The sequence below is a fragment of the Hoeflea marina genome, from assembly GCF_003182275.1.
GTDB classification, from domain to species: Bacteria; Pseudomonadota; Alphaproteobacteria; order Rhizobiales; family Rhizobiaceae; genus Hoeflea; species Hoeflea marina.
Map to the genome: position 1 here is coordinate 872,320 of NZ_QGTR01000002.1, position 20,276 is coordinate 892,595.

The 20,276-nt window shown below is 63.3% G+C and carries 16 protein-coding genes; 8 read left to right on the forward strand and 8 right to left on the reverse strand.

Annotated elements, in window-relative coordinates; genetic code table 11:
• Positions 1-121: 121 nt before the first annotated feature.
• The 3 genes from DFR52_RS10535 to DFR52_RS10545 form a co-directional block, all read right to left on the reverse strand.
• Positions 122-3,259, reverse strand: a complete 3,138-nt coding sequence (locus DFR52_RS10535; protein ID WP_146215588.1) for a peptidoglycan-binding domain-containing protein — start codon at positions 3,257-3,259, stop codon at positions 122-124.
• Positions 3,260-3,445: 186 nt separating this feature from the next.
• A complete protein-coding gene (locus tag DFR52_RS10540; protein ID WP_245415305.1) occupies positions 3,446-4,978 on the reverse strand; it encodes a DHA2 family efflux MFS transporter permease subunit in 1,533 nt (510 codons plus the stop codon).
• Between the two features lie 94 nt (positions 4,979-5,072).
• Positions 5,073-6,323: an HlyD family secretion protein gene (locus DFR52_RS10545; RefSeq protein WP_245415281.1), complete on the reverse strand. Its 1,251-nt coding sequence runs from the start codon at positions 6,321-6,323 to the stop codon at positions 5,073-5,075.
• Positions 6,324-6,498: 175 nt separating this feature from the next.
• On the opposite strand from DFR52_RS10545, the gene DFR52_RS10550 reads away from it, so the two are divergent.
• The 3 genes from DFR52_RS10550 (at position 6,499) to DFR52_RS10560 (ending at position 10,015) form a co-directional block, all read left to right on the forward strand.
• The gene (locus DFR52_RS10550) at positions 6,499-7,185 is read left to right on the forward strand and encodes a TetR/AcrR family transcriptional regulator (protein WP_158284930.1); all 687 of its coding nucleotides are present in this window, start codon (positions 6,499-6,501) and stop codon (positions 7,183-7,185) included.
• Between the two features lie 137 nt (positions 7,186-7,322).
• Positions 7,323-9,629, forward strand: coding sequence for a sensor histidine kinase (locus DFR52_RS10555; RefSeq protein ID WP_110031870.1), 2,307 nt, complete (start codon positions 7,323-7,325; stop codon positions 9,627-9,629).
• Between the two features lie 2 nt (positions 9,630-9,631).
• Positions 9,632-10,015, forward strand: coding sequence for a response regulator (locus DFR52_RS10560; protein WP_110031871.1), 384 nt, complete (start codon positions 9,632-9,634; stop codon positions 10,013-10,015).
• Between the two features lie 3 nt (positions 10,016-10,018).
• On the opposite strand, the gene DFR52_RS10565 is transcribed toward DFR52_RS10560, so the two are convergent.
• The 4 genes from DFR52_RS10565 to DFR52_RS10580 form a co-directional block, all read right to left on the reverse strand.
• Positions 10,019-10,780, reverse strand: coding sequence for a L,D-transpeptidase family protein (locus tag DFR52_RS10565; protein WP_245415282.1), 762 nt, complete (start codon positions 10,778-10,780; stop codon positions 10,019-10,021).
• Positions 10,781-10,984: 204 nt separating this feature from the next.
• Positions 10,985-12,403, reverse strand: a complete 1,419-nt coding sequence (locus DFR52_RS10570; protein ID WP_245415283.1) for an alpha,alpha-trehalose-phosphate synthase (UDP-forming) — start codon at positions 12,401-12,403, stop codon at positions 10,985-10,987.
• Positions 12,400-13,329, reverse strand: coding sequence for a trehalose-phosphatase (gene otsB, locus DFR52_RS10575; RefSeq protein ID WP_146215589.1), 930 nt, complete (start codon positions 13,327-13,329; stop codon positions 12,400-12,402). The genes DFR52_RS10570 and otsB overlap by 4 nt, the downstream gene beginning before the upstream one ends.
• Positions 13,330-14,033: 704 nt before the next feature.
• Positions 14,034-14,687 carry a haloacid dehalogenase type II gene (locus tag DFR52_RS10580; protein ID WP_110031873.1) on the reverse strand — a complete coding sequence of 218 codons (654 nt, stop codon included), beginning with the start codon at positions 14,685-14,687 and terminating at the stop codon, positions 14,034-14,036.
• A gap of 231 nt (positions 14,688-14,918) precedes the next feature.
• Between DFR52_RS10580 and DFR52_RS10585 the strand changes: the two genes are divergently transcribed.
• The 5 genes from DFR52_RS10585 to DFR52_RS10605 all read left to right on the forward strand — a co-directional run bounded on the left by DFR52_RS10585 (position 14,919) and on the right by DFR52_RS10605 (position 19,091).
• A complete protein-coding gene (locus DFR52_RS10585) occupies positions 14,919-15,788 on the forward strand; it encodes a branched-chain amino acid aminotransferase (RefSeq protein ID WP_110031874.1) in 870 nt (289 codons plus the stop codon).
• Between the two features lie 184 nt (positions 15,789-15,972).
• Positions 15,973-16,665, forward strand: coding sequence for a DUF4336 domain-containing protein (locus DFR52_RS10590; RefSeq protein ID WP_425351161.1), 693 nt, complete (start codon positions 15,973-15,975; stop codon positions 16,663-16,665).
• Positions 16,666-16,879: 214 nt separating this feature from the next.
• Positions 16,880-17,482, forward strand: a complete 603-nt coding sequence (locus DFR52_RS10595; RefSeq protein WP_110031875.1) for a superoxide dismutase — start codon at positions 16,880-16,882, stop codon at positions 17,480-17,482.
• A gap of 192 nt (positions 17,483-17,674) precedes the next feature.
• Complete coding sequence (locus DFR52_RS10600; RefSeq protein ID WP_110031876.1) at positions 17,675-18,121, forward strand: c-type cytochrome; 447 nt, start codon at positions 17,675-17,677, stop codon at positions 18,119-18,121.
• Positions 18,122-18,158: 37 nt separating this feature from the next.
• The gene (locus DFR52_RS10605; RefSeq protein ID WP_110031877.1) at positions 18,159-19,091 is read left to right on the forward strand and encodes a cytochrome c; all 933 of its coding nucleotides are present in this window, start codon (positions 18,159-18,161) and stop codon (positions 19,089-19,091) included.
• A gap of 17 nt (positions 19,092-19,108) precedes the next feature.
• Here the strand turns inward: DFR52_RS10605 and DFR52_RS10610 are convergent, their stop codons facing one another.
• Positions 19,109-20,236 carry a vWA domain-containing protein gene (locus DFR52_RS10610; protein ID WP_110031878.1) on the reverse strand — a complete coding sequence of 376 codons (1,128 nt, stop codon included), beginning with the start codon at positions 20,234-20,236 and terminating at the stop codon, positions 19,109-19,111.
• Positions 20,237-20,276: the final 40 nt, after the last annotated feature.

Below are 20,276 nucleotides of genomic sequence, written 5' to 3' on the forward strand. Positions count from 1 at the left end.
CAGCCAGCCGGAACCCCGTCCTGCCGAAAGGGAGGTTCCGGCGGCCCACCCGATTCAGTCAGAGGTAAGGGTCCCTGGCGGGCGAGGGTGAATCACCTTAGCTGCCGGACAAATGCATGGTCTATTCGGCACTCCAGCGACTTTCGAATTTCCGGCTTTCCTGCCACGCCGTGATCGCTGCGCTGCTATCGCAACTGTCGATGAAAGAATCGCGCATCTGTCCGAATTCCGAGTCGATCAGGTATCCGGCTGTAAAGCAGTCATTGGAGTATTCGCCGCGAACGCTGTTGCTGGCGTCGATCGTCATGTCGACCAGCACCACTTCGGTCCGGCGCCCCTTCCAGTCGCCAGTTCCGTAGTCGCGCAATTCGCCGGAATATTTGGTGAACAGCCAGCCGTTGCTGAGTTTGTCGCTGGCCCAGGAATTGGCCGCCGGAAAAAGACGCGGGAACTCTGACTGGACGCGGTCCTGGAAAAACGCCACGCCGAGATCGTTGAGGCCGTTGTAGGCAGCCTTGGCTTCCGAACCAAACTGCGCACGAAGTTCCGCAGTCTTGCGGGCACGCACTGCAGCCGCGGTGTTGTCGTCAATCGCCTGTTGCGCTGCACGAGCCTGTTTTTCCTGATCCAACGCTGCCCTTTGCCGCTCTTGTTCTGCGCGCCGTGCGGCTAGTGTACGGACCGTCTGATCCCTTGCCGCGGCGATCGCGGTCTTGGCTCCGGCAACGCGTTCGTCATTGAACCAGAACGGCAGCATTCTCACACTCAGGCCAGCGCGTTCGGCACCTGTCAGTACCATTTTGAGGTTGGTCGCGTCGGTATAAATGGCGGCGCAGTTGTTACGCTGGGCGGTGATGAAGGCCCGCTCCAGATCCATTACTTCCGTTGTGAGCGCACCTTGGAACTCAAGGTCAAGCGTCGCATTTTCCGATGCCAGCAGATCAAGATGCGCGCTCTCGTCGGCTCCGGGAATGGCGAGGCAGATCTGCAGTGCTTGGTTGGCGAAGCGAACCACGCCGTAACCGCTGCGTACGCCGCCGAGGATCTCGGACTGCACCAGTTCGGCGGTCTCCCTGGCCTGAACGGATTTTGCGCCGACATCTGCCCAGAGTACCGAGGCGATTTCTCGAATGTCGCGCTGCTCGTACCCGGCAATGAAGGTCTTCACGTTCAAAATGTCGTCGGCGAGCAGCTTGCCGCGCTCCAGCAGCACAACATCGATACGGTCGAGCCCGGCTGTCGGGCAGCGGCCCGCATCTTCGAACCTGTTCACGCCCATCGCTTCCAGTTCGCGGACGGCCAGTTTTACCGGCACAGTGAGGTCGGAGACGCCGCTCTGCCAGCAGAAGCGGGCAGTCGCGGCGGTAAAGGTGACGTCGCCGATAAGATTTATGGCCAGATGCGGCGCCGCCGGTGTGAAATTGCCCAGTATCAGGATGTCGCGGCTTTCGCCGGTCAAAAGTTCCTTGTTGAGCCCCGTCACGGCCAAGCCGTTATCGGCCTGCTCGATATTCGCGGCCTTTGCGGCGGTGTCGACTAACACGAAATCAGCCAACGCGCTGGTAAGCTTGAGCTCGCCGAGTCTGGCCAGACCCTTGGTGCCGGCGATGAGGATCCTGTCGGAATTCCCGGATTCTCGAGCCTCGGAAAGATCTGACTGCACCGCAAGCAGGTCGGCCACCTCCGGCGCAACGATATTGCGGGTGACATAATCCTCGATGAAGGCTTCCATGCGTTGCAGTTCGGCTTCTGCTGCGGCATTGGCGTTGACTGCGGCAATCTCGGTAGCGCGCTTGGTCTGGTCGATGAAGGTCTGGAAACCGGTTTCGGAGGCGACGAGTTCTTCCAGCGCCAGGGCAGCCTGTTCGATCCCTTTGAAGTCTTCGGTTTCGGTCTGCTTGCGGAGTTCCACGGTTGCGCGTGCGATCGGCAGCGGATTGGCAAAGCGACCGCCGCTTGAGGCATAGTCGCCAAGCGAAGTCTGCAAGGCGGTCGCGCGTTCAAGCGCCGTGGAAAGCGCGATGCGTGTCCGTTCGGCTTCGGCCGCAGCCCGCTTGCGCTCCGCCTCTGCCGACGCCTGTTGCGCCTCTTCCAGTTGGTTGGACTTGGCGATCGCGGCCAATTGCGCCACGCCCGGATTGGCCTCGTTGTCCGCCGTTGCACAGGTGCTTGCAGTTGTGGCCCACTGGGCGCTCAGATAAGCGTTGCCGCATTCATAGACCTTCAGTGCCGCATCGACCGAAGCCAGCTCGACCAGAAACGCTCCCGCGTCCGGTGAGGATTCCGGCCGGGCTGCATCGGTTGTCGAAGCAGATCCGGCACTGGAGGCCAATTCCTTGGGTGCTGTGGTGAGTTCGAACAATGTTGCCCGCCGTTCGGCGAGATAGGCACCGATCTCGGCAAAACGGCGCTGCAGGGCAGGGTCATTTGATGCTGCCAGACCCAGCGCCACGACGCAGGGTTGAAGCGCGTTTGCCACTGGTGCGTCGATGCATTCCGCGATGTTGGACTGCGCCAGTTCTTTCTGCCGGGTGATGACCTGAAATTCCTGCTTGTCGGCTGCACCTGATTGCACGAAGGCGCTGTATTCGTCCTTCCTGTCAAATCCCTTTGCAGCCGCCTGCTTGTAGTCAGCCGGGCTTTCGAATCCGCCACGCTTTGCGGCCATGAAATCCGAGACCTCGGTAAAGCCGGAGCGTTTGAAGCCCGAATAATCGTCGTAACTCCCGATGCCCATCGCTTTGGCGTCGCGGAATTCCGCTGCATTGGAAAAGCCGCTGCGCTCCGCCGAAACCAGCTCATCTCGGGTATAGAATCCGCCGGCATCTGCCTTTTCGGCTTCCATCTGGTTGCGGAAGCCGGCCGAAGCATAGCGTTCAACCATCCTGACGTCGTTCTCGCTGAGCGAAAGCTGTGGCAGCCCGAATGCCATGGAAAAGCGCCGTTCCGCCGCCAGTGTGCCTGGTCCACGATCTCCGTCGATCTTGGAGGTGTAGAAGCCAAGCGCCTGCAGCCCGGTCTGAAGCCGCTTTGCCAGCTCGATTTCCGCGCGTCTTTGCTCGTCGTATTGTCTTTTCTGCTCATTCTTGCGGGCTTGGAATTCGAGCTCCCGTTGCCGGTCCTGACGCTTGGTTTGGATATCGTTTTCGATCACCTTGCCCATCAGATTAATGAAGCCGTTGATGTTCTGCGCGAACCCGCTTGCGGGTCTGCCGAACACGGCAAAAAAGGCCAACATGACTATAGCAAGTTTCTTCATCTGATCCCCCACCCGATGCGGAGAGCCTACAGAAAAGTATCAACGATACAACTCAAAATTCCCAATCCATAAGCCACCAACCCAAAGATGATTAAGAATATCTGCCGATGCGAACATATGTCGTCCGATAGACACTGCAGACTAGAATTCAAGGAGCGGCGGGCACCTCCGCTGGAGGGCTCGGGGTCAGTGCCCGCCGCCGCCTCCGGCCGCCGCGGCCGGCGGCCTGCGCATCAGCATGGCAAACATCGCCAGCGATGCGAACAGCAATGAGAGGAGGTAGAAGACGTCGATGAAGCTCATCACCGTCGCCTGCTGGTGCACCCGGCCCATCATCTGCGTGAGCGCGCCCGTGCCGCCGTCGATGCCGTGCGCGCTCAGGTTCTGCGCCATCATCTTCATCTGCCGCATCGCTTCCGGGTTCGACCAGGTGATGCTTTCCGACAGCCGCGCATAGTGCAGCTCCTCGCGATTGACGAGCACCGTGTTGATGAGCGCCAGCCCCACGGCGCCGCCGAGATTTCGCGTCAGGTTGAACAGGCCGGAGGCGTTCTTCAGCCGCTCGGGCGGCAGCGTGCCGAGCGCCAAGTTGTTGATCGGCACCATGCACAGCATCAGCGAGATGCCGCGCAGGATCTGCGGCACCAGCAATTCGCCAAACGCCCAGTCGGCGGTGAGCGAAGTGAGCATCCAGGTCGAGGCGCCGAAACCGAGGAAGCCGGTCATGATCATCACCCGCGGGTCGAGCTTGCTCGACAGGATGCCGGCGACGGGCGCGGTCAGGAACATGGCAAGCCCGCTCACGAACACGGTCTCGCCGATCATCAGCGAATCATAGCCGCGGATGCGCCCGAGATAGAGCGGATAGAGATAGGTCAGCCCGTAGAGGCCGACGCCGAGCACGAAGGAGAACGCCGAGCCGAAGGCGAAGTTGATGTCGAGAAAGGCCTTCAGATCGACCACCGGCACCGCCGAGCGCAGGCTGCGCCAGAAGAACACGATCCCGCCGACGCTCATGACGATGGCAAACACCAGCACGGCCCGGTCGTTGAGCCAGTCATTGGTCGGACCTTCCTCGAGCACATATTCGAGCGAGCCCAGAAACGCCGCCATGGCGGCGAGCCCGGTCCAGTCGAAGCGCTTGAGCAGCGAGGGTTCGCCCTCGTCGAAATCGATCAGCTTCCAGGCGGCGACCGCCACCAGGATGCCGGGGCCGACATTGACCAGGAACAGCCAGTGCCAGGACAGCGCGTGGCTGAGATAGCCGCCAACCGTCGGTCCTATCGTCGGGGCCAGTGTCGCCACCAGCCCGATCATCGGCGAGACGATGGCGCGCTTGGAAGGCGGGAAGATGGTGAAGGCGGCGGCGAACACCGACGGGATCATGCCGCCGCCGATAAAGCCCTGGATCGCGCGGTAGACGATCATCTGGTCCATGTTGGTGGCCGTGGCGCAGAGCAGGCTGGCGGCGGTGAAGCCGGCAGCGGCGCTGGTAAACAGAACCCGCGTCGACAGAAGCCGGCCCAGGAACCCCGACAGCGGGATCATGATTACCTCGGCGATCAGGTAGGATGTCTGCACCCAGGAGATCTCGTCGGCAGAGGCGTTGAGCCCGGCCTGGATTTCGGCCAGCGAGGCGGAGACCACCTGGATGTCGAGAATCGCCATGAACATGCCGAACACCATCGCCAGGAAGGCGAAGACGCGGCGCGGGTCCATGGTTTCCGACACCGCCGGACGTGGCCGTGCGGGCGGAGCCGGCGGGAAGGGGGCTGTGGTCGCGGTGGCCATCGGGGTGCTCCGTCGCCGCCGCTCAGTTGGCGGCGGGCGCGGTGCGGCTGTCGATATCGACAACCACGCTCATGCCGGCGCGCAGCTTGCCCGTCGCCAGCACGTCCGCCGGCAGGTCGATGCGCACCGGCACGCGCTGCACCACCTTGGTGAAGTTGCCGGTGGCGTTTTCCGGCGGCAGCAGCGAGAACACAGCGCCCGAGGCCGGCGCAACCGAGGCCACCGTGCCGTGGAATTCGCGGTCGGGCAGCGCATCGACATGGATGCGGACATCCTCGCCGGCGACGATCTCGCCCAGTTGCGTCTCCTTGAAATTGGCCATCACGTAGAGCCGGCTCAGCGGCACCACGGCGGCAAGCTGCTGGCCGGGGCTCACGAGGTCGCCATGGTGCACGGCGACATTGCCGACCACGCCGTCGAGCGGCGCCTTCAGCAGCGTGAAGGAGAGATTGCGCTCGGCCTGGCTCAGCGCCAGTTCGAGGCTCCTGACCTGGCTTTCGGCTTCGGCATATTCCGCCTTCAGCACCGCGACATTGGCCTCGGCGCTGGCAATCTGCGCATCGGCGCCGGCAAGCCCGGCCTGCGCCTGGTCGAGTGCCGCCTGGGCATCATCGACCTTGGACTGCGCCACCACATTGGTCTTGAGCAGGTCCCTGGCGCGTCCGTAGCCGAGTTCGGCATTGCGCAGCGCCGCCGCCGCTGCCTTGCGGTTGGCCTCGGCCTGGCCCACCGCGGTCGCGGCCGCGTCGGTCTGGGCGCTGATGCGGTTGAGCGTCTGCTTCTGGGCCTCGATCTTGGCGCGCGCATTGTCGATGGCAATCGTGTAGTCGCCGTCATCAAGCCGGAACAGCAGGTCGCCCGCCTTCACCTGCTGGTTTTCGCTGACAAGGATCTCCTCGACATAGCCCTGCACCTTCGGCGAGACATCGCTGATGTCGGTCTGCAGATAGGCATCATCGGTGTTGATCATGAAGCGGCCGTCGGTCCAGTAATCGTAGCCGTACCAGCCGGCGCCCGACAGGACCGCCAGGCCGATGATCGGCAGGATCGCCGAGCGGATGCCGCGCTTTTGCTTTGCCGGTGCCGCAGCCGCCGGCTTTTCTGCCGTGACGTCCGGCACGGTCCGGCTGAAATCGACGGGCGGATGCGCGCCGTCGACATCGCCGGAAGGCGCGGCGGCGGGCATCTTGGCCTCGCGTCCGGGGAAGCTTGTGATCTTGCCGCCGGCATCAAGCGGGGCGTCTGCGGCAGCGATGCGATCTTCCGACTTCATTGCTCTCATCCTGTAATCAAACCGAACCGTTCGGTTCGAACTTGACATAGACCAGCATTGGCATCATATCAAGTGCAAATCGAACCGCATGGTTCGAAAAAGATTCGCCCACCCGTCCGCCGCGGCGTGGACCGGGGAGTTGGCCAGCACGTGGCCGGGAATTTGGATGGAGCCCATGAACGACAAGACCGATCTGCCAGGCTGCCCCGGAGAACTGCTCCGGCAGGGCCGCCGTGTCGCCGGCCAGGATCCGGTCAAGCGCGACCAGATTCTGGACGGCGCCCACCGGGTGTTCACGCGGCTGGGCTTTGACGCGTCCTCGATGAACGACATCACCCGCGAGGCCAATGTCTCCAAGGGCACCATCTATGTCTATTTCGCCAACAAGGAAGAGCTGTTCGAAACGCTGATGGAGCGCGAGCGCCAGCGGATTTTCTCGGATTCGGAGATGGCGCTGACGGGGCAGGGCACGATCGCCGAACGGCTGATGCGCTACGGCACGTTGATCGTCAGGCTGGTCTGCTCGGATGTCGTCATCCGCGCCCACCGGGTTATCCTCGGGGTCGGCGAGCGCATGCCGGAAATGGCCGCGCGCTTCTACGAGCGCGGACCGCAAAAGGGCAAGCAGGCCCTGGCGCTGTTCATGAAGGCGGAAGTCGAGGCCGGCAATCTTGTCATCGATGATGTCGAGTTTGCCGCCCATCAGTTCAGCGATCTCTGCATGGCGGCCATCTTCCGCCCCCGCCTGTTCGGGTACATGGCAAACGAGCCGACCACCGCCGAGATTGAACGCTCCGTGGGCGGCGCTGTCGCGATGTTCATGGCGTACTACGCGCCCCGGCCCGGCGCCGGCGCAGCCTGAACCACCACTGCACGACCCCAGCATGCAAACGCAAGCCGTGATTGCGCTTGGCCTGCGCCTCTTTTGCTGCGATTATCCCTAGAAAGCTGGGGATTTGGAGCGTGCGGCCTTCGGGCGCCAGGCTGGAGGAGCGAGAGATGCGGCGCATATTGCGGGCCAGTCCGGTTGATCTGCTCATTGGCGTGGTGCCGTTCGTGACCGGTGCGTTCGTCAGCAGCGTCTGGCTGCTTCAGCTCGATGCCGTCGCCCGGCACATGCCGGTCATCCTTGCCATGCAGTTCAACACCGCGCTCTGCTTCATGCTGTGCGGCGTCGGCTTCGTCCTTTCGAACCACTGGAACCACCGGATCTCGCAGGCGCTGGCCGTGGTCGTCGCCATTGTCGCGGGCCTCACCCTGGTGCAGTATTTCGGCGCGGTCGATCTCGGAATAGATACCCTGCTGATCGAGCCGTTCGCCAGTGTCGGAGCCAGCAGCCCGGGAAGGATGGCGCCCAACACCGCTTGCGCCTTCCTGCTTATCGCCGCCGCGATCGGCCTGCGGGCGGCCGACCGGGCTCCGACCTTTCAGCAGTTCCTGGGTTTCCTGACCGCCGTCATAGCCACCATCGCCATCAACGGCTATCTCATCAATCTCGATCGCGCCCATGACTGGGTCAATCTTGCCCGGATGTCGCCGCACACGGCACTGTGTTTCCTCAGTCTCGGGCTCGGCCTGCTGGCCCGGCCGCCGCATGCCAGCCACAAGAATCTCAGCCTGATCACCGCCGCATTGGCCTTCGTCACCTATCTCGCGCTTCTGACGCTGACCTATATGGAGCTGCGCGACCAGGAGGATCAGCTCAATCTGAATCTGGTGCTGTCGGGCGACCATGTCCGCCACACGGTCTCGTCGCTGATCCTGATTTCCGGCGTCATTTATGCGGGGCTGATCCTCTATGCCTACTGGTATTCACGGCAATTCCGCATCAGTGCCGCGGCGCTCACCGCAAGCGAGGCCCGCCTGGCTGCCGTCATCGACAATGCCGTGGAGGGCATCGTCACCATAGACCGCAAGGGCATCATCCAGTCGGTCAACCGGGCCTGCGAGCGGATGTTCGGATACCGGTCCCGGGAAATGATCGGACAGAATGTCAAGATGCTCATGCCGCAGCACTACAGCGGGCAGCACGACACCTATCTGAAGAACTACTCCCGCACCGGCCAGGCGCGGATCATCGGCATCGGCCGCAGCGTCGAGGGTTTGCGCAAGGATGGAAGCGTGTTTCCGCTGGACCTGTCGGTGGCGCGAATCGAGCTGGCCGATGGCGTGATCTACAGCGGCATCCTTCGCGACATCTCCGAACGGCAAAACCTGATCCGCGAGGTGGCCGAAAGCAGCGAACGGCTAGCGGCGGTCATCGACAATGCGGCTGACGGAATCCTCACCGTCAGCGCCACGGGCATCATCCTCAGCGCCAACGCGGCTTGCGAACGGATCTTCGGCTATGCGGCACAGGAACTGATCGGTCAGGAGGCGAGGCTTCTCCGCTCCCTGGCCTATGACGCCGAGCGCACCCGGCAGAACCGCCCAAATCCCGACGGCCTGGATCTGCAGAAGGACGCCGCCGGACGCGTGGTCGAGGCCCGCCGCAAGGACGGCACAGTCTTTCCGCTGGACGTGGCCATAGCCCGCATCGATCTGCCGTCCGGACCGATCTACAGCAGCATCGTTCGCGATGTGTCCGAACGGAAGCACTTCGAAGACCAGTTGCTGGCTGCCAATGCGGAGCTCGAGGAGTTCGCCTATCGCACCTCGCATGACCTGCGCTCGCCGATCGCATCGTCCATCGGCCTGCTGCGGATCGCAAAGGACATGCGCGCCTCGGCCGATACCGCAGCGCTTGGCGACATGCTGGATCGGCTCGACAACAACCTGCAGCGACTCGACAAGCTGGTGCAGAACATCATGGTCCTGACCCGCAACCGGCTGATGCCGGAGCAGGACGAGGAGATCGCCGTGCGCGCCATGGTCGAGGACGCACTTCAATCGGTCGCCCATCTCGAGGGTTTCGCCGACATCAGGATCGACAACCGCATCGACCCCGGAGCAACGCTTGTCACCAAGCCATTGAAATTTCAGATTATCGTTGCCAACCTGATCTCCAATGCGGTGAAATACAGCGATTTCAGTCAGGCCCAGAAGCCCGAGATCGTCATCACCGCTGCAAAGCAGGGCGACCGCTTCATCTTCGCCGTGGAGGACAACGGAATCGGCGTGCCGGCGAAAAGCCGGCCGATGCTTTTCAAGATGTTCAAGCGCCTGCATCCCGAGCGTGCCTTCGGCAGCGGGCTTGGGCTTTACATCCTGTTGAAGAGCGCCGAAGCTCTGGGCGGCACGGCGTCCTACGAACCGAAAATCAAGGGCAGCCGCTTTGCGGTCGAATTGCCTGCAGGGAGAAAGTGACAATGGCCATAGGCAAGATCCTGATCGTCGACGACGACGAGAACGACCAGTTCATCTGCGAATACACGATCCGCAAGTTCGACCCTTCGATCGTGATCCACAAGGCCTATGACGGCACCGAGGCGCTCGCCCTGCTCAGGGTGTCGATGCCCAACGCCATCATTCTCGACATCAACATGCCGGTGATGAACGGCTTCGAATTCCTCGACCATTACGCCACCGAGTTCATCAATCATGCCCCGGTGGTCGCAATGCTGACCAGTTCCCATCTCGACAAGGACCGCGAGAGGGCGTTGCGCTACGACTTCGTGAAATCCTATTTCGAAAAGCCGCTGACGCTCGACCACCTGCAGGTCATGAAGGATCTGCTTGACGATGTGAGGTAGGCCTCAGATCACCACGATGTTGGTCTTGGACGGCACCCGGTCGTAGAGATCGCAGATGTCCTGGTTGATCAGCCTGACGCAGCCCGAGGACACGGCCTTGCCGATGGACTTGTATTCGGGGCTTCCGTGCAGCCGGTACAGCGTGTCTTCGCCGTTCTGGAAGATGTAGAGCGCGCGGGCGCCGAGCGGATTGTCGAGGCCGGGCGGCATGCCGCCGTTGGCGGCCGAATACATCGCCAGTTCCGGCTGGCGCGCGATCATTTCCTCGGGCGGTGTCCAGGTCGGCCATTTCTTCTTCCACTGCACGATGGCGCGGCCCGACCAGGAAAAGCCGTCGCGACCGATGCCGACGCCGTAGCGCAGCGCGCGTCCGTTCTCGCGCACATGGTAGAGAAAGCGTTGGCCGGTATCGACCACGATGGTGCCGGGGCGTTCGCCCGTGGGGTCGGCGACTTCCTGGCGCAGGAACTGCGGCTCGATCTCGGTATAGGGGATGGCCGGCAGCGGATAGGGCTCGTCATATTTCGGACCGTACATCTCGTCGTAGAGCGGGGACCGTCCGGTCAGGCCGTAGGACGGATTGGTCTGGGATCGAAATTCCGGTGCGGTCTGCATGGTGAAGCGCTCGGTGCTGATCGGACCCGCGCAGCCGGCGAGCATGGCGGTCGCGGTGCCGGCACCGAGTTGCAGGAAGCGGCGTCGGCTGCTGCTGGCGAGAGCGCCGGCCATGGCCGGGCGGAAGTCGGGCTTGCTGGGATATTTCATCAGGTGGAACGGGTCCTTACGCGTCTTCGAACTTGCGGCTTCGGGCGGGCGGCTGCACCAACGCAGCCTGCCAGCGTGTCTCCGACCGATCCACGCCAATTGTGACCATTGCGCGGCTGGCTTGTGGCTAACTGGCTACACAAGGCGCCAGCCCGGCCTTGGTTCCATCGGCTGCGGTCAATTGACCGTGATGATGCGGATTTGTCACCCGATCGCGTTGAGCCTGAGATTGAGGTCGGGAAACCGCGCCACCCGGTCCAGGCCGAGGTCATCGACCTTTTTCAGGCGCTTGAGGAAGGCGGCGCTCCAGTGCGCCACGTCGTGGACCTTGAGATGGGCGTAGAGCGCCTGGTGACGCTCGATCCGCTCCGCTGCCGGCATGTCGAGCGCAGTTCGGATCGCCTCGGCGATGTCGTGGGGATCATGCGGATTGACGATCAGGGCTTCCGGCATCTCTTCCGCGGCGCCGGCAAATTGCGACAGGACCAGCACGCCCGGATCGGCGAAGTCCTGGGCGGCGACATATTCCTTCGCCACCAGATTCATGCCGTCGAACAGCGGCGTCACCAGGCCGACGCGGGAATAATGAAACAGCACCGCCAGTTCGTCGCGCGGCAGCGCCCTGTGGATATACTGCACCGGAGTCCATTCCACGGTTCCGAAACGCCCGTTGATCCGCCCCGAGAGATGTTCGAGCTCGGCCCGGATCGATCGGTAGGCCTGCACCTTGTCCCGGGTCGGCGGCGCAATCTGCAGCAGCGTCACCTTGGAGCGATACTCCGGATGATTGGCCAGGAACGTCTCGTATCCGGAAAGCCGCTGCGGCAGTCCCTTCGAATAGTCGAGCCTGTCGACGCCGATCAGCCGCGGCAACGGCGCCGGGTCGGTGGATTGCGCTCCGTTCATGGCGAGTTGCCGGAAACCCTCGACATCAATGGAGATGGGGAAACATCCGATGGCCACCTCCCGGCCGTTGATGCCGATATGGCCGTTGGCGCGTAACTCTCCGCGCAGCGCGTGCCGGAATATGTTGATCATGTTGGCGAGGTCCCGGCGGGTCTGGAACCCGACCAGATCATACTGCCCGAACCAGGCTGCCACATCCTGCCAGTCAGGTATGGCCATGAACGTGTGCAGGTCGGGCAGGGGAATGTGCAGGAAGAAACCGATGCGGTTCTTCACCCCCAGCGACTTGAGTTCGCTCGCCAGAGGGATGAGCTGATAGTCGTGCACCCAGATCTGGTCGTCGGGGCGCAACGCCGGCGCCACCATCCGGGCGAGCCGCTTGTTGACCTCCCTGTATGCCGACGCATAGCGGCTCTGCACGTCGATGAGGTCGACGCGGCCGTGAAACGCGGGCCACAGCACCGAATTGGAGTAGCCGAGATAATAGTCGCTGTAGATCTGCGGATCTGTCTCGAACAGCGCCACGTCGAAATCTGGCCTTTCGTGAAACCGCAGGGTCTGCGCGGGCTCTTCGACCTGGTCGGCCGCGCCGCCGATCCACAGCCCGCCATTCTTGCTCAGGGCATCCTTCAGCGCCACCACCAACCCGCCGGAATCGGCACTCCCGTCCACCGAGGGAGCCCGGTTCGATATGATCACCAGACGGCCCACGCTCATGCCCCCTTGCTTGCGGACTTCAGCTGCTCGCGCAGCCACTTCTTGAAGCTCGCAGGGTTCCTTGTGCGATAGCGCGCCAATGTCAGGCCATCGCCGATCTTGATGGTAATGCCGCCCTGTTCGTTGACCCATGAGAAGGCGATCTCGTCGGTGTCGTCGTCACCCGCAAACAGGATCGTGCGGCGGCGGAACTCCTTGAACTTCATGATCCGTTCGATCGCCATCGCCTTGGATATGCCCTTCGGCTTGATTTCCAGTGCCATCTTGGCCTGCTGGATTTCGAAATCCGCGTCGCCGCCCACCAGGCTCCTGACGAAATCGCGCACCTTGCCTTCGAGCTCCGGGTGCTGGCGGAAATGCAGCACGATGCCGAAGCTCTTGTCCTCGGCGAGAATACGCGGATCGACGGCGGCAAACTCGCGCACGGCGCACTTGATGTGCTCAAGCCGCTCGAGATCGCACTTGATTGTTGGCAACGCCTTGGCCTCGCGGCGCATCTCTGCGCCGTGGCCGCCCGAAACCGTGCCCTGGAAGTCACTGAGATAGCTGTCGATCTCGTGCAGGTTGCGCCCCGATATGACCGAGACGGCGCCGCTGGTGCGCTTGCTCAACTGATCGAGCAGCGTCTTGTCGCGGTCGGTCACCCTGATTGCGTCTGGTGTGGGGGCGATATCGACGAATGTACCATCGAAATCGAGGAACAACGCCGTCCTTTCCGGTTCGATCCTCAGGCGCGCAAGCTCGTCCGGCGAAGTCGAGCCGGATTTGAAACCGACCAGACTGTAATAATCCAAGCGTTGTTCCATGATTTGCTCTCCGGCTGTTGGAAAGCAAACCATTCTGGCGTGAAAATCGTTCCGAAAAATGGCAAAAAAAAGAATCGGTTTGGCAAACACCCGCCGCTTGAAGCCGGGCTGATCCGGCAACCACCACGCGGCGCGACACCAGGCAGCAGGCCACCGGGACCTCCGGGACGCCGAAATTGCCGGTTGCACATTCACGGATGCTCAGATAGCTTGCGCCAAGGTTCAATTCTGACCGCAACCCGTCGAGGCGACCCATGATCAAGCGCGTTTATGTCAAGCCGGCTCTTACCAAGGCCACAATGACCCTCCAGGCCGTCGTCTCCGCGATGTCCGGCCTCATCGAATTATAGAATAGTCTGATCGGCCTCTGCGCTTCGCTGCGATCTGCTGGGAAGACGCAGGCGGGCGAGGCCTCAAGGACCTGCAACCGGATGCAAGGGGCCGGAAATGCCACCCTTCACGACGCGTCGGCCTTATTGATTGGCAGCCGCGACGGATATAGCGTGCGTTCCACGCGACACGCTGGATGAGTCCGGATCAAGGGGAGAAGAGCATGATCAGGCGCCTCTACACCAAGCCTTCGCTGTCGAAGTCCGCGGTGACACTCCAGGCGATCGTCGCCGACATGTCAGGCGTCCCGGCCTGAGCAGCCGCGAGCCCGACGTCGAGGCTTCGCCTGCATGCGCGGCGGGGCCTTGGCCAGTGCGCCGTCGACTGCACGTTTGCCTGCCTTCTCGGTCTTTGCCCGCTTCCGCCCGGCTGCGACCGCCCCGGCCGTTCGCATGTCGCCGTTCTGATCTCTTTCCGATTGCCTTTCTGCCCCCTCAGGCCACCCCGTTGAGGTCGGGCAGAATCAGCGACGGCGACAGGTCGAGATATTCGTCGGGCATCTGCGCCCGGTTGATCCAGACCGTTCGGAAGCCGAACTTCGTCGCCCCCGCCACGTCCCAGCGGTTGGACGACTGGAAGCTCATGGCCGAAGGATACATGCGATAGCTGGTGGTCACCATGTCGTAGACCTGCGGCGCCGTCTTGAAGGTCCTCAGGCTGTCGACCGAAAAGACATCGTCGATCACCTGGCCGAGCGCCGCATTCGATACCGCCGACTCGAGCATCGCCGGCGAGCCGTTCGACAGGATGGCGACCCTGGCGCCGCCTGCCTTGAGCGACTTGAGCACGGCGGGCACTTCCGGATAGCAGTCGAGCGACCAGTAGGCTTCCAGCAGTTCCCCGCGCAGCGAGCGATCCGCCGACGGCACGCGCGCGAAGGCATGGTCGAGGGCTTCCTCGGTCAGCGCCCAGAAATCCTTGTAGGCGCCCATCAGCGCCCGGGTCCATGAGTATTCGAGCTGCTTGGCGCGCCAGATCTCCGACAGCAGCTGACCGTCGGGGCCGATCCGCTGGGAATGCCGCCGCACAGCCGCATGCACGTCGAACAACGTGCCATAGGCATCAAACACATAGGCAGCATGCGGCATCGGTCGCTCCTCCATTCCGGTTGGGGTCACGATGCCCGTGTTGCATTGCAACAGTCAAGGGCAACAGACAGGCGCTGGCTGCCGAGCGGCGGCGGGACGCAAAATGGCGTCAAACGCTTTTGCCGCGCAATCATCCTGCAAAGCATCGATGCCGCGGCGATTTGCGCACGGTCAGCCTTGACGCAAGTCGGATTTGCCTGACTTCTGGCTGTCTGCAGTGGGAGAAGCATCATGGCCGTCAATACGAGCGCACGCACACCGACCTGGACCTATGTCGACGGCGAATGGCTGTCGGGCAATCCGCCGCTGATCGGCCCGGTCAGCCACGCCATGTGGCTCGGCTCGACGGTGTTCGACGGTTCGCGCTGGTTTGACGGCGTCACCCCCGATCTCGACCTGCACTGCCGGCGGGTCAACCGCTCGGCCTCGGCCCTCGGCATGAATCCGACGATGCAGGCGGAAGCCATCGAGGCGCTGGCGCGCGAGGGCCTGAAGAAGTTCGACGGCAGGACCGCCGTCTACATCAAGCCGATGTACTGGGCCGAGCATGGCGGCTACATGGGCGTGCCGGCCGATCCGGACTCCACCCGGTTCGCGCTGTGTCTCTATGAATCGCCGATGATCGCCTCGTCGGGTTTTTCGGTCAGTGTGTCGCCGTTCCGCCGTCCGACCTACGAGACCGCGCCGACCAACGCCAAGGCCGGCTGTCTGTATCCCAACAACGGCCGCGCCATCATGGAGGCCAAGGCGCGCGGCTTCGACAATGCGCTCGTGCTCGACATGCTCGGCAACGTTGCCGAGACCGGCACCTCCAACATCTTCATGGTCAAGGATGGCGTGGTCTTCACGCCGGCCGCCAACGGCACCTTCCTGTCGGGCATCACGCGGGCGCGCACGCTCGGCCTGCTCCGGGAGGCGGGCGTCGAGGCAGTGGAAAAGTCTCTCTCGGTTGCCGATTTCCTCGACGCCGACGAGATCTTCTCCACCGGCAACCACTCCAAGGTGGTGCCGGTCATCCGCATCGAGCAGCGCGAACTCCAGGCCGGGCCCATCGGCCGCAAGGCGCGTGAACTCTACATGGACTGGGCGCACGCGGGCTGAACCGCCGCGCCCCCTCGGCGCTGGAGGCGAGGGGAGCCCGTGCGGGCGGATGGGTGGCTTCATCCTCGCCCTTCGCGGCTCGCTCGCGCCGTTACCCCTCCGAAATGTGTGAATCGCGTGCGGGATGGATTTTATCCACGCGAACTGGTAGCATTGCCAATAACTTGACAGTCCCGGCAACACTGTGCTGACCGCATTCGCATCCGAAATCTGGCTCGCTGACGGACCCGCGGTGACGGTGCCGGGGGGATTTCGCTATCCGACGCGGATGGCTGTCATCAGGCTGCGCGGCGGGGACCTCGTGCTCTGGTCGCCGGTGGCGATCTCCGACGAGCTTCACGCCGCCGTCGACGCGCTCGGACGGGTGCGTTATCTCGCGCCGCCCAACTCGCTGCACCACGTCTTCCTGGGCGACTGGCAGCGGGCCTATCCGGATGCCGTGGTCCTTGCGCCTCCAGGCCTGAGGCGCAAGCGCCCGGACATCCGCTTTGACAGCGATTTCGCCGATGGCCAGGTCCAGGCCTGGGCGGGCGAGATCGAGCATGTCGTGGTGGGCGGAAACTGGATCACCACCGAAGTGGTGTTCTTTCACTGGCCGAGCCGCACCGCCATCTTCACCGATCTGTTGCAGCAGTTTCCGCCGGGCTGGTTTGGCGGCTGGCGGCGACTGGTCGCCCGGTTCGACCTGATGCTGTGCGACGAACCGTCGGTTCCGCGGAAATTCCGCCTTGCCTTCCGGGATCGCGCCGCGGCGCGGAGGGCGCTGGCGCGCAGTCTCGCCTGGCCGGCGGAAAGAGTCCTTATGGCGCACGGCGAACCGGTGACGTCGGACGGGCAGGCCTATCTGCGCCGCGCCTTCAGCTGGTTGCGTCCCTGATGCATGTCGCTCCTGTGGGCGCGGGCGTTTCGGGATCACGCCAGGCATGGCTGAGAACAGCCTGGCCGTTGCATGACCGGGCGTTCACGCGATGTGCCTCAACCCGCCCGACGGAACATTTCTCGCCGATGCCCGTTGTCACCTTGAAGCCGCGACACTATGCTCGCCGCACCGGTGCATTCGCGCCAAAATCAACCCTGAACTGGAGAGACCCATGGCCCTCGAACTGCCCGCATTGCCTTATGACTACGATGCGCTCGCGCCCTATATGTCGCGCGAAACGCTCGAGTTTCATCATGACAAGCACCACCAGGCCTATGTCACCAACGGCAACAAGGCCCTTGAAGGCTCGCCGCTGGAAGGCAAGTCTCTCGAGGAGATCTGCAAGGTCGCCTATGCCGAGAAGAACGCTCCGCTGATCAACAATGTCGGCCAGCACTACAACCACCTGCATTTCTGGAACTGGATGAAGAAGGGCGGCGGCGGCAAGAGCCTTCCCGGCGCTCTGGCCAAGGCGGTCGACAGCGACCTGGGCGGCTATGACAAGTTCCGCGATGATTTCATCAATGCCGGCACCACGCAGTTCGGCTCCGGCTGGGCCTGGCTCGCGGTCAAGGACGGCAAGCTGGCGGTGATGAAGACCGCCAATGGCGAGAACCCGCTGATGCACGGCGCCTCGCCGATCCTCGGCTGCGATGTCTGGGAGCATTCCTATTACATCGACTACCGCAATGCGCGTCCGAAGTATCTCGAGGCCTTCGTCGACAACATGATCAATTGGGATTATGTCGCCGAAATGTACGAAGCCGCCCGCTGAGATCGATCGGTCCCCTGAGCTTTCGACGCCTCGCCGCTTGCGCGGCGGGGCGTCTTGCCGTTTCGGCGCCCGGCGCCACCGTGTGAACGCCGGTAACGCAGTGTTCACGTTTTATTGACTTCTCAGGCGTGACCTTCGTGCAATCATGCCTGTGAGGGCAATGGGCTCACATAGTTCAAACAGGAGGCGTGCATGAAATTCAGGATCGTTATGACGGCCACTTTGCTCGGGCTTGCCGCGGCGACATTCGCCCACGCCGCGGATGAACCGCAGGTGGTGCGCCAGGAAATGATGAAGAAGATCGGCGGCGCCACCGGCGCGATGGCCAAGATGGTCAAGGGTGAAACTCCCTATGATCAGGCTGCCGCGATCGCTGCCCTTCAGACCATTGCCGACACCATCACGTTGTTCCCGGAGCAGTTTCCCGAGGGCAGCGAAACCGGCATGGAGAGCGAGGCGGCGCCGGCGATCTGGACGAACAAGGCGGATTTCGAGGCCAAGGCCATGAAGTTGCACGCCGACGCTGAGGCGGCCATCGCCGCCAATCCGGCGGATGTCGACGCGCTCAAGGCCGTCTTTGGACCGCTGACCCAGAACTGCGGCAGCTGCCACGAAACCTACCGTCTCAAGAAGGGCTGATGGGCGACGCGGCTCACCTCATTGAGGCAAGCGGCCGGTGAGGGCGCTTCTCAAGATCCTAGTCGCGCTGGCGGTGATCGCCGGCGCGGCTTTCTGGTTTCTCACCGAGCCGCAGCCGGTCGAATTCTCGCGGGTGCAGCAACTCATCACCATGCGCAGCGATGCGGCGCGCGGCGAACAGGTGTTCTGGGCGGGTGGCTGCGCCTCCTGCCACGCCGCCGCCGGCGCGGAGGGCGATGCCCGGCTCGTGCTGTCGGGCGGCGTGCGGCTGAAGAGTGACTTCGGCACGTTCGTGGCTCCAAATATCTCCCCCGACCCGGTCGCCGGCATCGGCAACTGGACGATAGCGGAATTTGCCAATGCGATGCTCGCCGGCGTCGCGCCCGATGGCGGCCACTACTATCCGTCCTTCCCCTATGGCTCCTACAGCCGGATGAGCGATGCCGATATCGCCGACCTGTATGCCTTCCTGAACACCCTTCCGCCCAGTGGCGTTGCGTCGGCGCCGCACGAACTTGCCTTTCCGTTCTCGGTCCGGCGCCTGGTCGGCGGCTGGAAGCTGCTCTATTTCAACGCCGCGCCGCGCGTCACGCTCGCCAGTGCCGATGCCGTGCTGGCCCGCGGCCAGTATCTGGTCGAGGGTCCCGGCCATTGCGGCGAGTGCCACACACCGCGCGACCTCATCGGCGGCTTCCGCTCCGGCGAGTGGCTGGCGGGCGCGCCCAATCCCGAGGGCGAGGGGATCATCCCGAACATCACGCCGGGCGGCAGCGACATTTCGGGCTGGAGCGCCGGCGACATCGCCACCTATCTCGAGACCGGCTTCACGCCGGACTTCGACACCGTCGGCGGATCGATGGTCGAGGTGGTCAGGAACCTGGCGCATCTGCCGGCCTCCGACCGCGAGGCGATCGCCGCCTATCTCAAGGCCATCCCGGCCCGCCCCAACGGCTACTCGGCCGCCAACTGAGCGGCGGCCGGTTGCGGCTATTCGACCAGCAGCGCAATCATCTTCGAAGCCCTGAGGCCGATATTCCTGAAGGCGCGCGCCAGGTCGGCGCTGTTGCGGGCATCGAAGTAATGCTGGGTCGAGGTGGCGCAGTAGGACAGCAGGTCCCGGCCGCGGCTGGGCGCGTCGAAGGCCACGGTGTAGATTTCCACCTTCGCCACCTTGGCCGCTTCGCACAGCCGTCGCGTCGAGGAATCGGCCGAACTGTAGGTGTTCTCGCCATCGGTCATGAACACGAGCATGCGGTCGGGAATGAGCTCGTTCCGGATCTTGTGCGCCTCGGTCTCGCTGTCGTCGAGGACTGCGGCAAGCGCCCATTTGAAGGCATCGGTCGAATCGGTCCGGCCTTCGGGCTGCAGTCCCTCCACGAACGCCCGCGCTCCCGTCGTGCCCCAGTCCAGCGGCTGCGTGGCGGACAGCGCGCTGTCATAGGAATCGGCGCCGGTGCGGACGAATTTCGACTCGGGGTCGGCTTCGTCGAGCTGGGCCATCAGATCGCCGACGGACGCCTTGAGCAGGTCGATCTTGCGCCGGCCGTCGACGTCGCTCTTCATCGAACCGGACTTGTCGAGCACCAGCACCATCGACAAGGCGCTCTTCGAAGAGGCGGCACTCACCGAGGCGCCGTGAACCCGGATGTTCATCATGCCGCTGCCGACGAAATTCGACATCGGCGACAGCGACTGGCTGCCGGTGACATCGACCGCCACCCGCCACAGCACCCGGCCGTCGTCATCGGTGTGGCCGATGCTGATTTCCGGCACCGCGCTCATATTGCTGAATGCCTGGTAGTCCGCGAAGATCTGGCCCTGGAAGAACTGCGTCGCGAAGGCCGCGGCGTCAGCCTCGAGGATTTCCGACATTGCAAGCCGCGTCGACGTGGCCAGCGCGGCGCTGTCGGCGGCATTTTGCAGCCGCACCTTGAGCGAGGTGACATTGGCGGTGTCGATGGCCAGGCTCGCCGCCATCATGAACAGCGGAATGCTGATGGCGCTGAACACCGCAAAGTTGCCGCCGCGTCTGGATTTCCAGGCCCGCAGCCTCGCCATGCCGGCTTTGAGGGAGCGGGTGAGATGATGGACGGGGCCGGTTGAAAATATCTGCATGCTCGCTTCTAAGCCGCAAACAAGCAGACTTTGGCCGATT

What these genes read in the sequence shown, in the direction of transcription:
- DFR52_RS10595 (WP_110031875.1), top strand. Translation starts at nt 16,880, where the DNA reads ATGGCCCTCGAACTGCCCGCATTGCCTTATGACTACGATGCGCTCGCG.
- DFR52_RS10565 (WP_245415282.1), bottom strand. Translation starts at nt 10,780, where the DNA reads ATGAAATATCCCAGCAAGCCCGACTTCCGCCCGGCCATGGCCGGCGCT.
- DFR52_RS10545 (WP_245415281.1), bottom strand. Translation starts at nt 6,323, where the DNA reads ATGAAGTCGGAAGATCGCATCGCTGCCGCAGACGCCCCGCTTGATGCC.
- DFR52_RS10540 (WP_245415305.1), bottom strand. Translation starts at nt 4,978, where the DNA reads ATGGACCCGCGCCGCGTCTTCGCCTTCCTGGCGATGGTGTTCGGCATG.
- DFR52_RS10570 (WP_245415283.1), bottom strand. Translation starts at nt 12,403, where the DNA reads ATGAGCGTGGGCCGTCTGGTGATCATATCGAACCGGGCTCCCTCGGTG.
- DFR52_RS10580 (WP_110031873.1), bottom strand. Translation starts at nt 14,687, where the DNA reads ATGCCGCATGCTGCCTATGTGTTTGATGCCTATGGCACGTTGTTCGAC.
- DFR52_RS10535 (WP_146215588.1), bottom strand. Translation starts at nt 3,259, where the DNA reads ATGAAGAAACTTGCTATAGTCATGTTGGCCTTTTTTGCCGTGTTCGGC.
- DFR52_RS10560 (WP_110031871.1), top strand. Translation starts at nt 9,632, where the DNA reads ATGGCCATAGGCAAGATCCTGATCGTCGACGACGACGAGAACGACCAG.
- DFR52_RS10550 (WP_158284930.1), top strand. Translation starts at nt 6,499, where the DNA reads ATGAACGACAAGACCGATCTGCCAGGCTGCCCCGGAGAACTGCTCCGG.
- DFR52_RS10585 (WP_110031874.1), top strand. Translation starts at nt 14,919, where the DNA reads ATGGCCGTCAATACGAGCGCACGCACACCGACCTGGACCTATGTCGAC.
- DFR52_RS10600 (WP_110031876.1), top strand. Translation starts at nt 17,675, where the DNA reads ATGAAATTCAGGATCGTTATGACGGCCACTTTGCTCGGGCTTGCCGCG.
- DFR52_RS10610 (WP_110031878.1), bottom strand. Translation starts at nt 20,236, where the DNA reads ATGCAGATATTTTCAACCGGCCCCGTCCATCATCTCACCCGCTCCCTC.
- DFR52_RS10555 (WP_110031870.1), top strand. Translation starts at nt 7,323, where the DNA reads ATGCGGCGCATATTGCGGGCCAGTCCGGTTGATCTGCTCATTGGCGTG.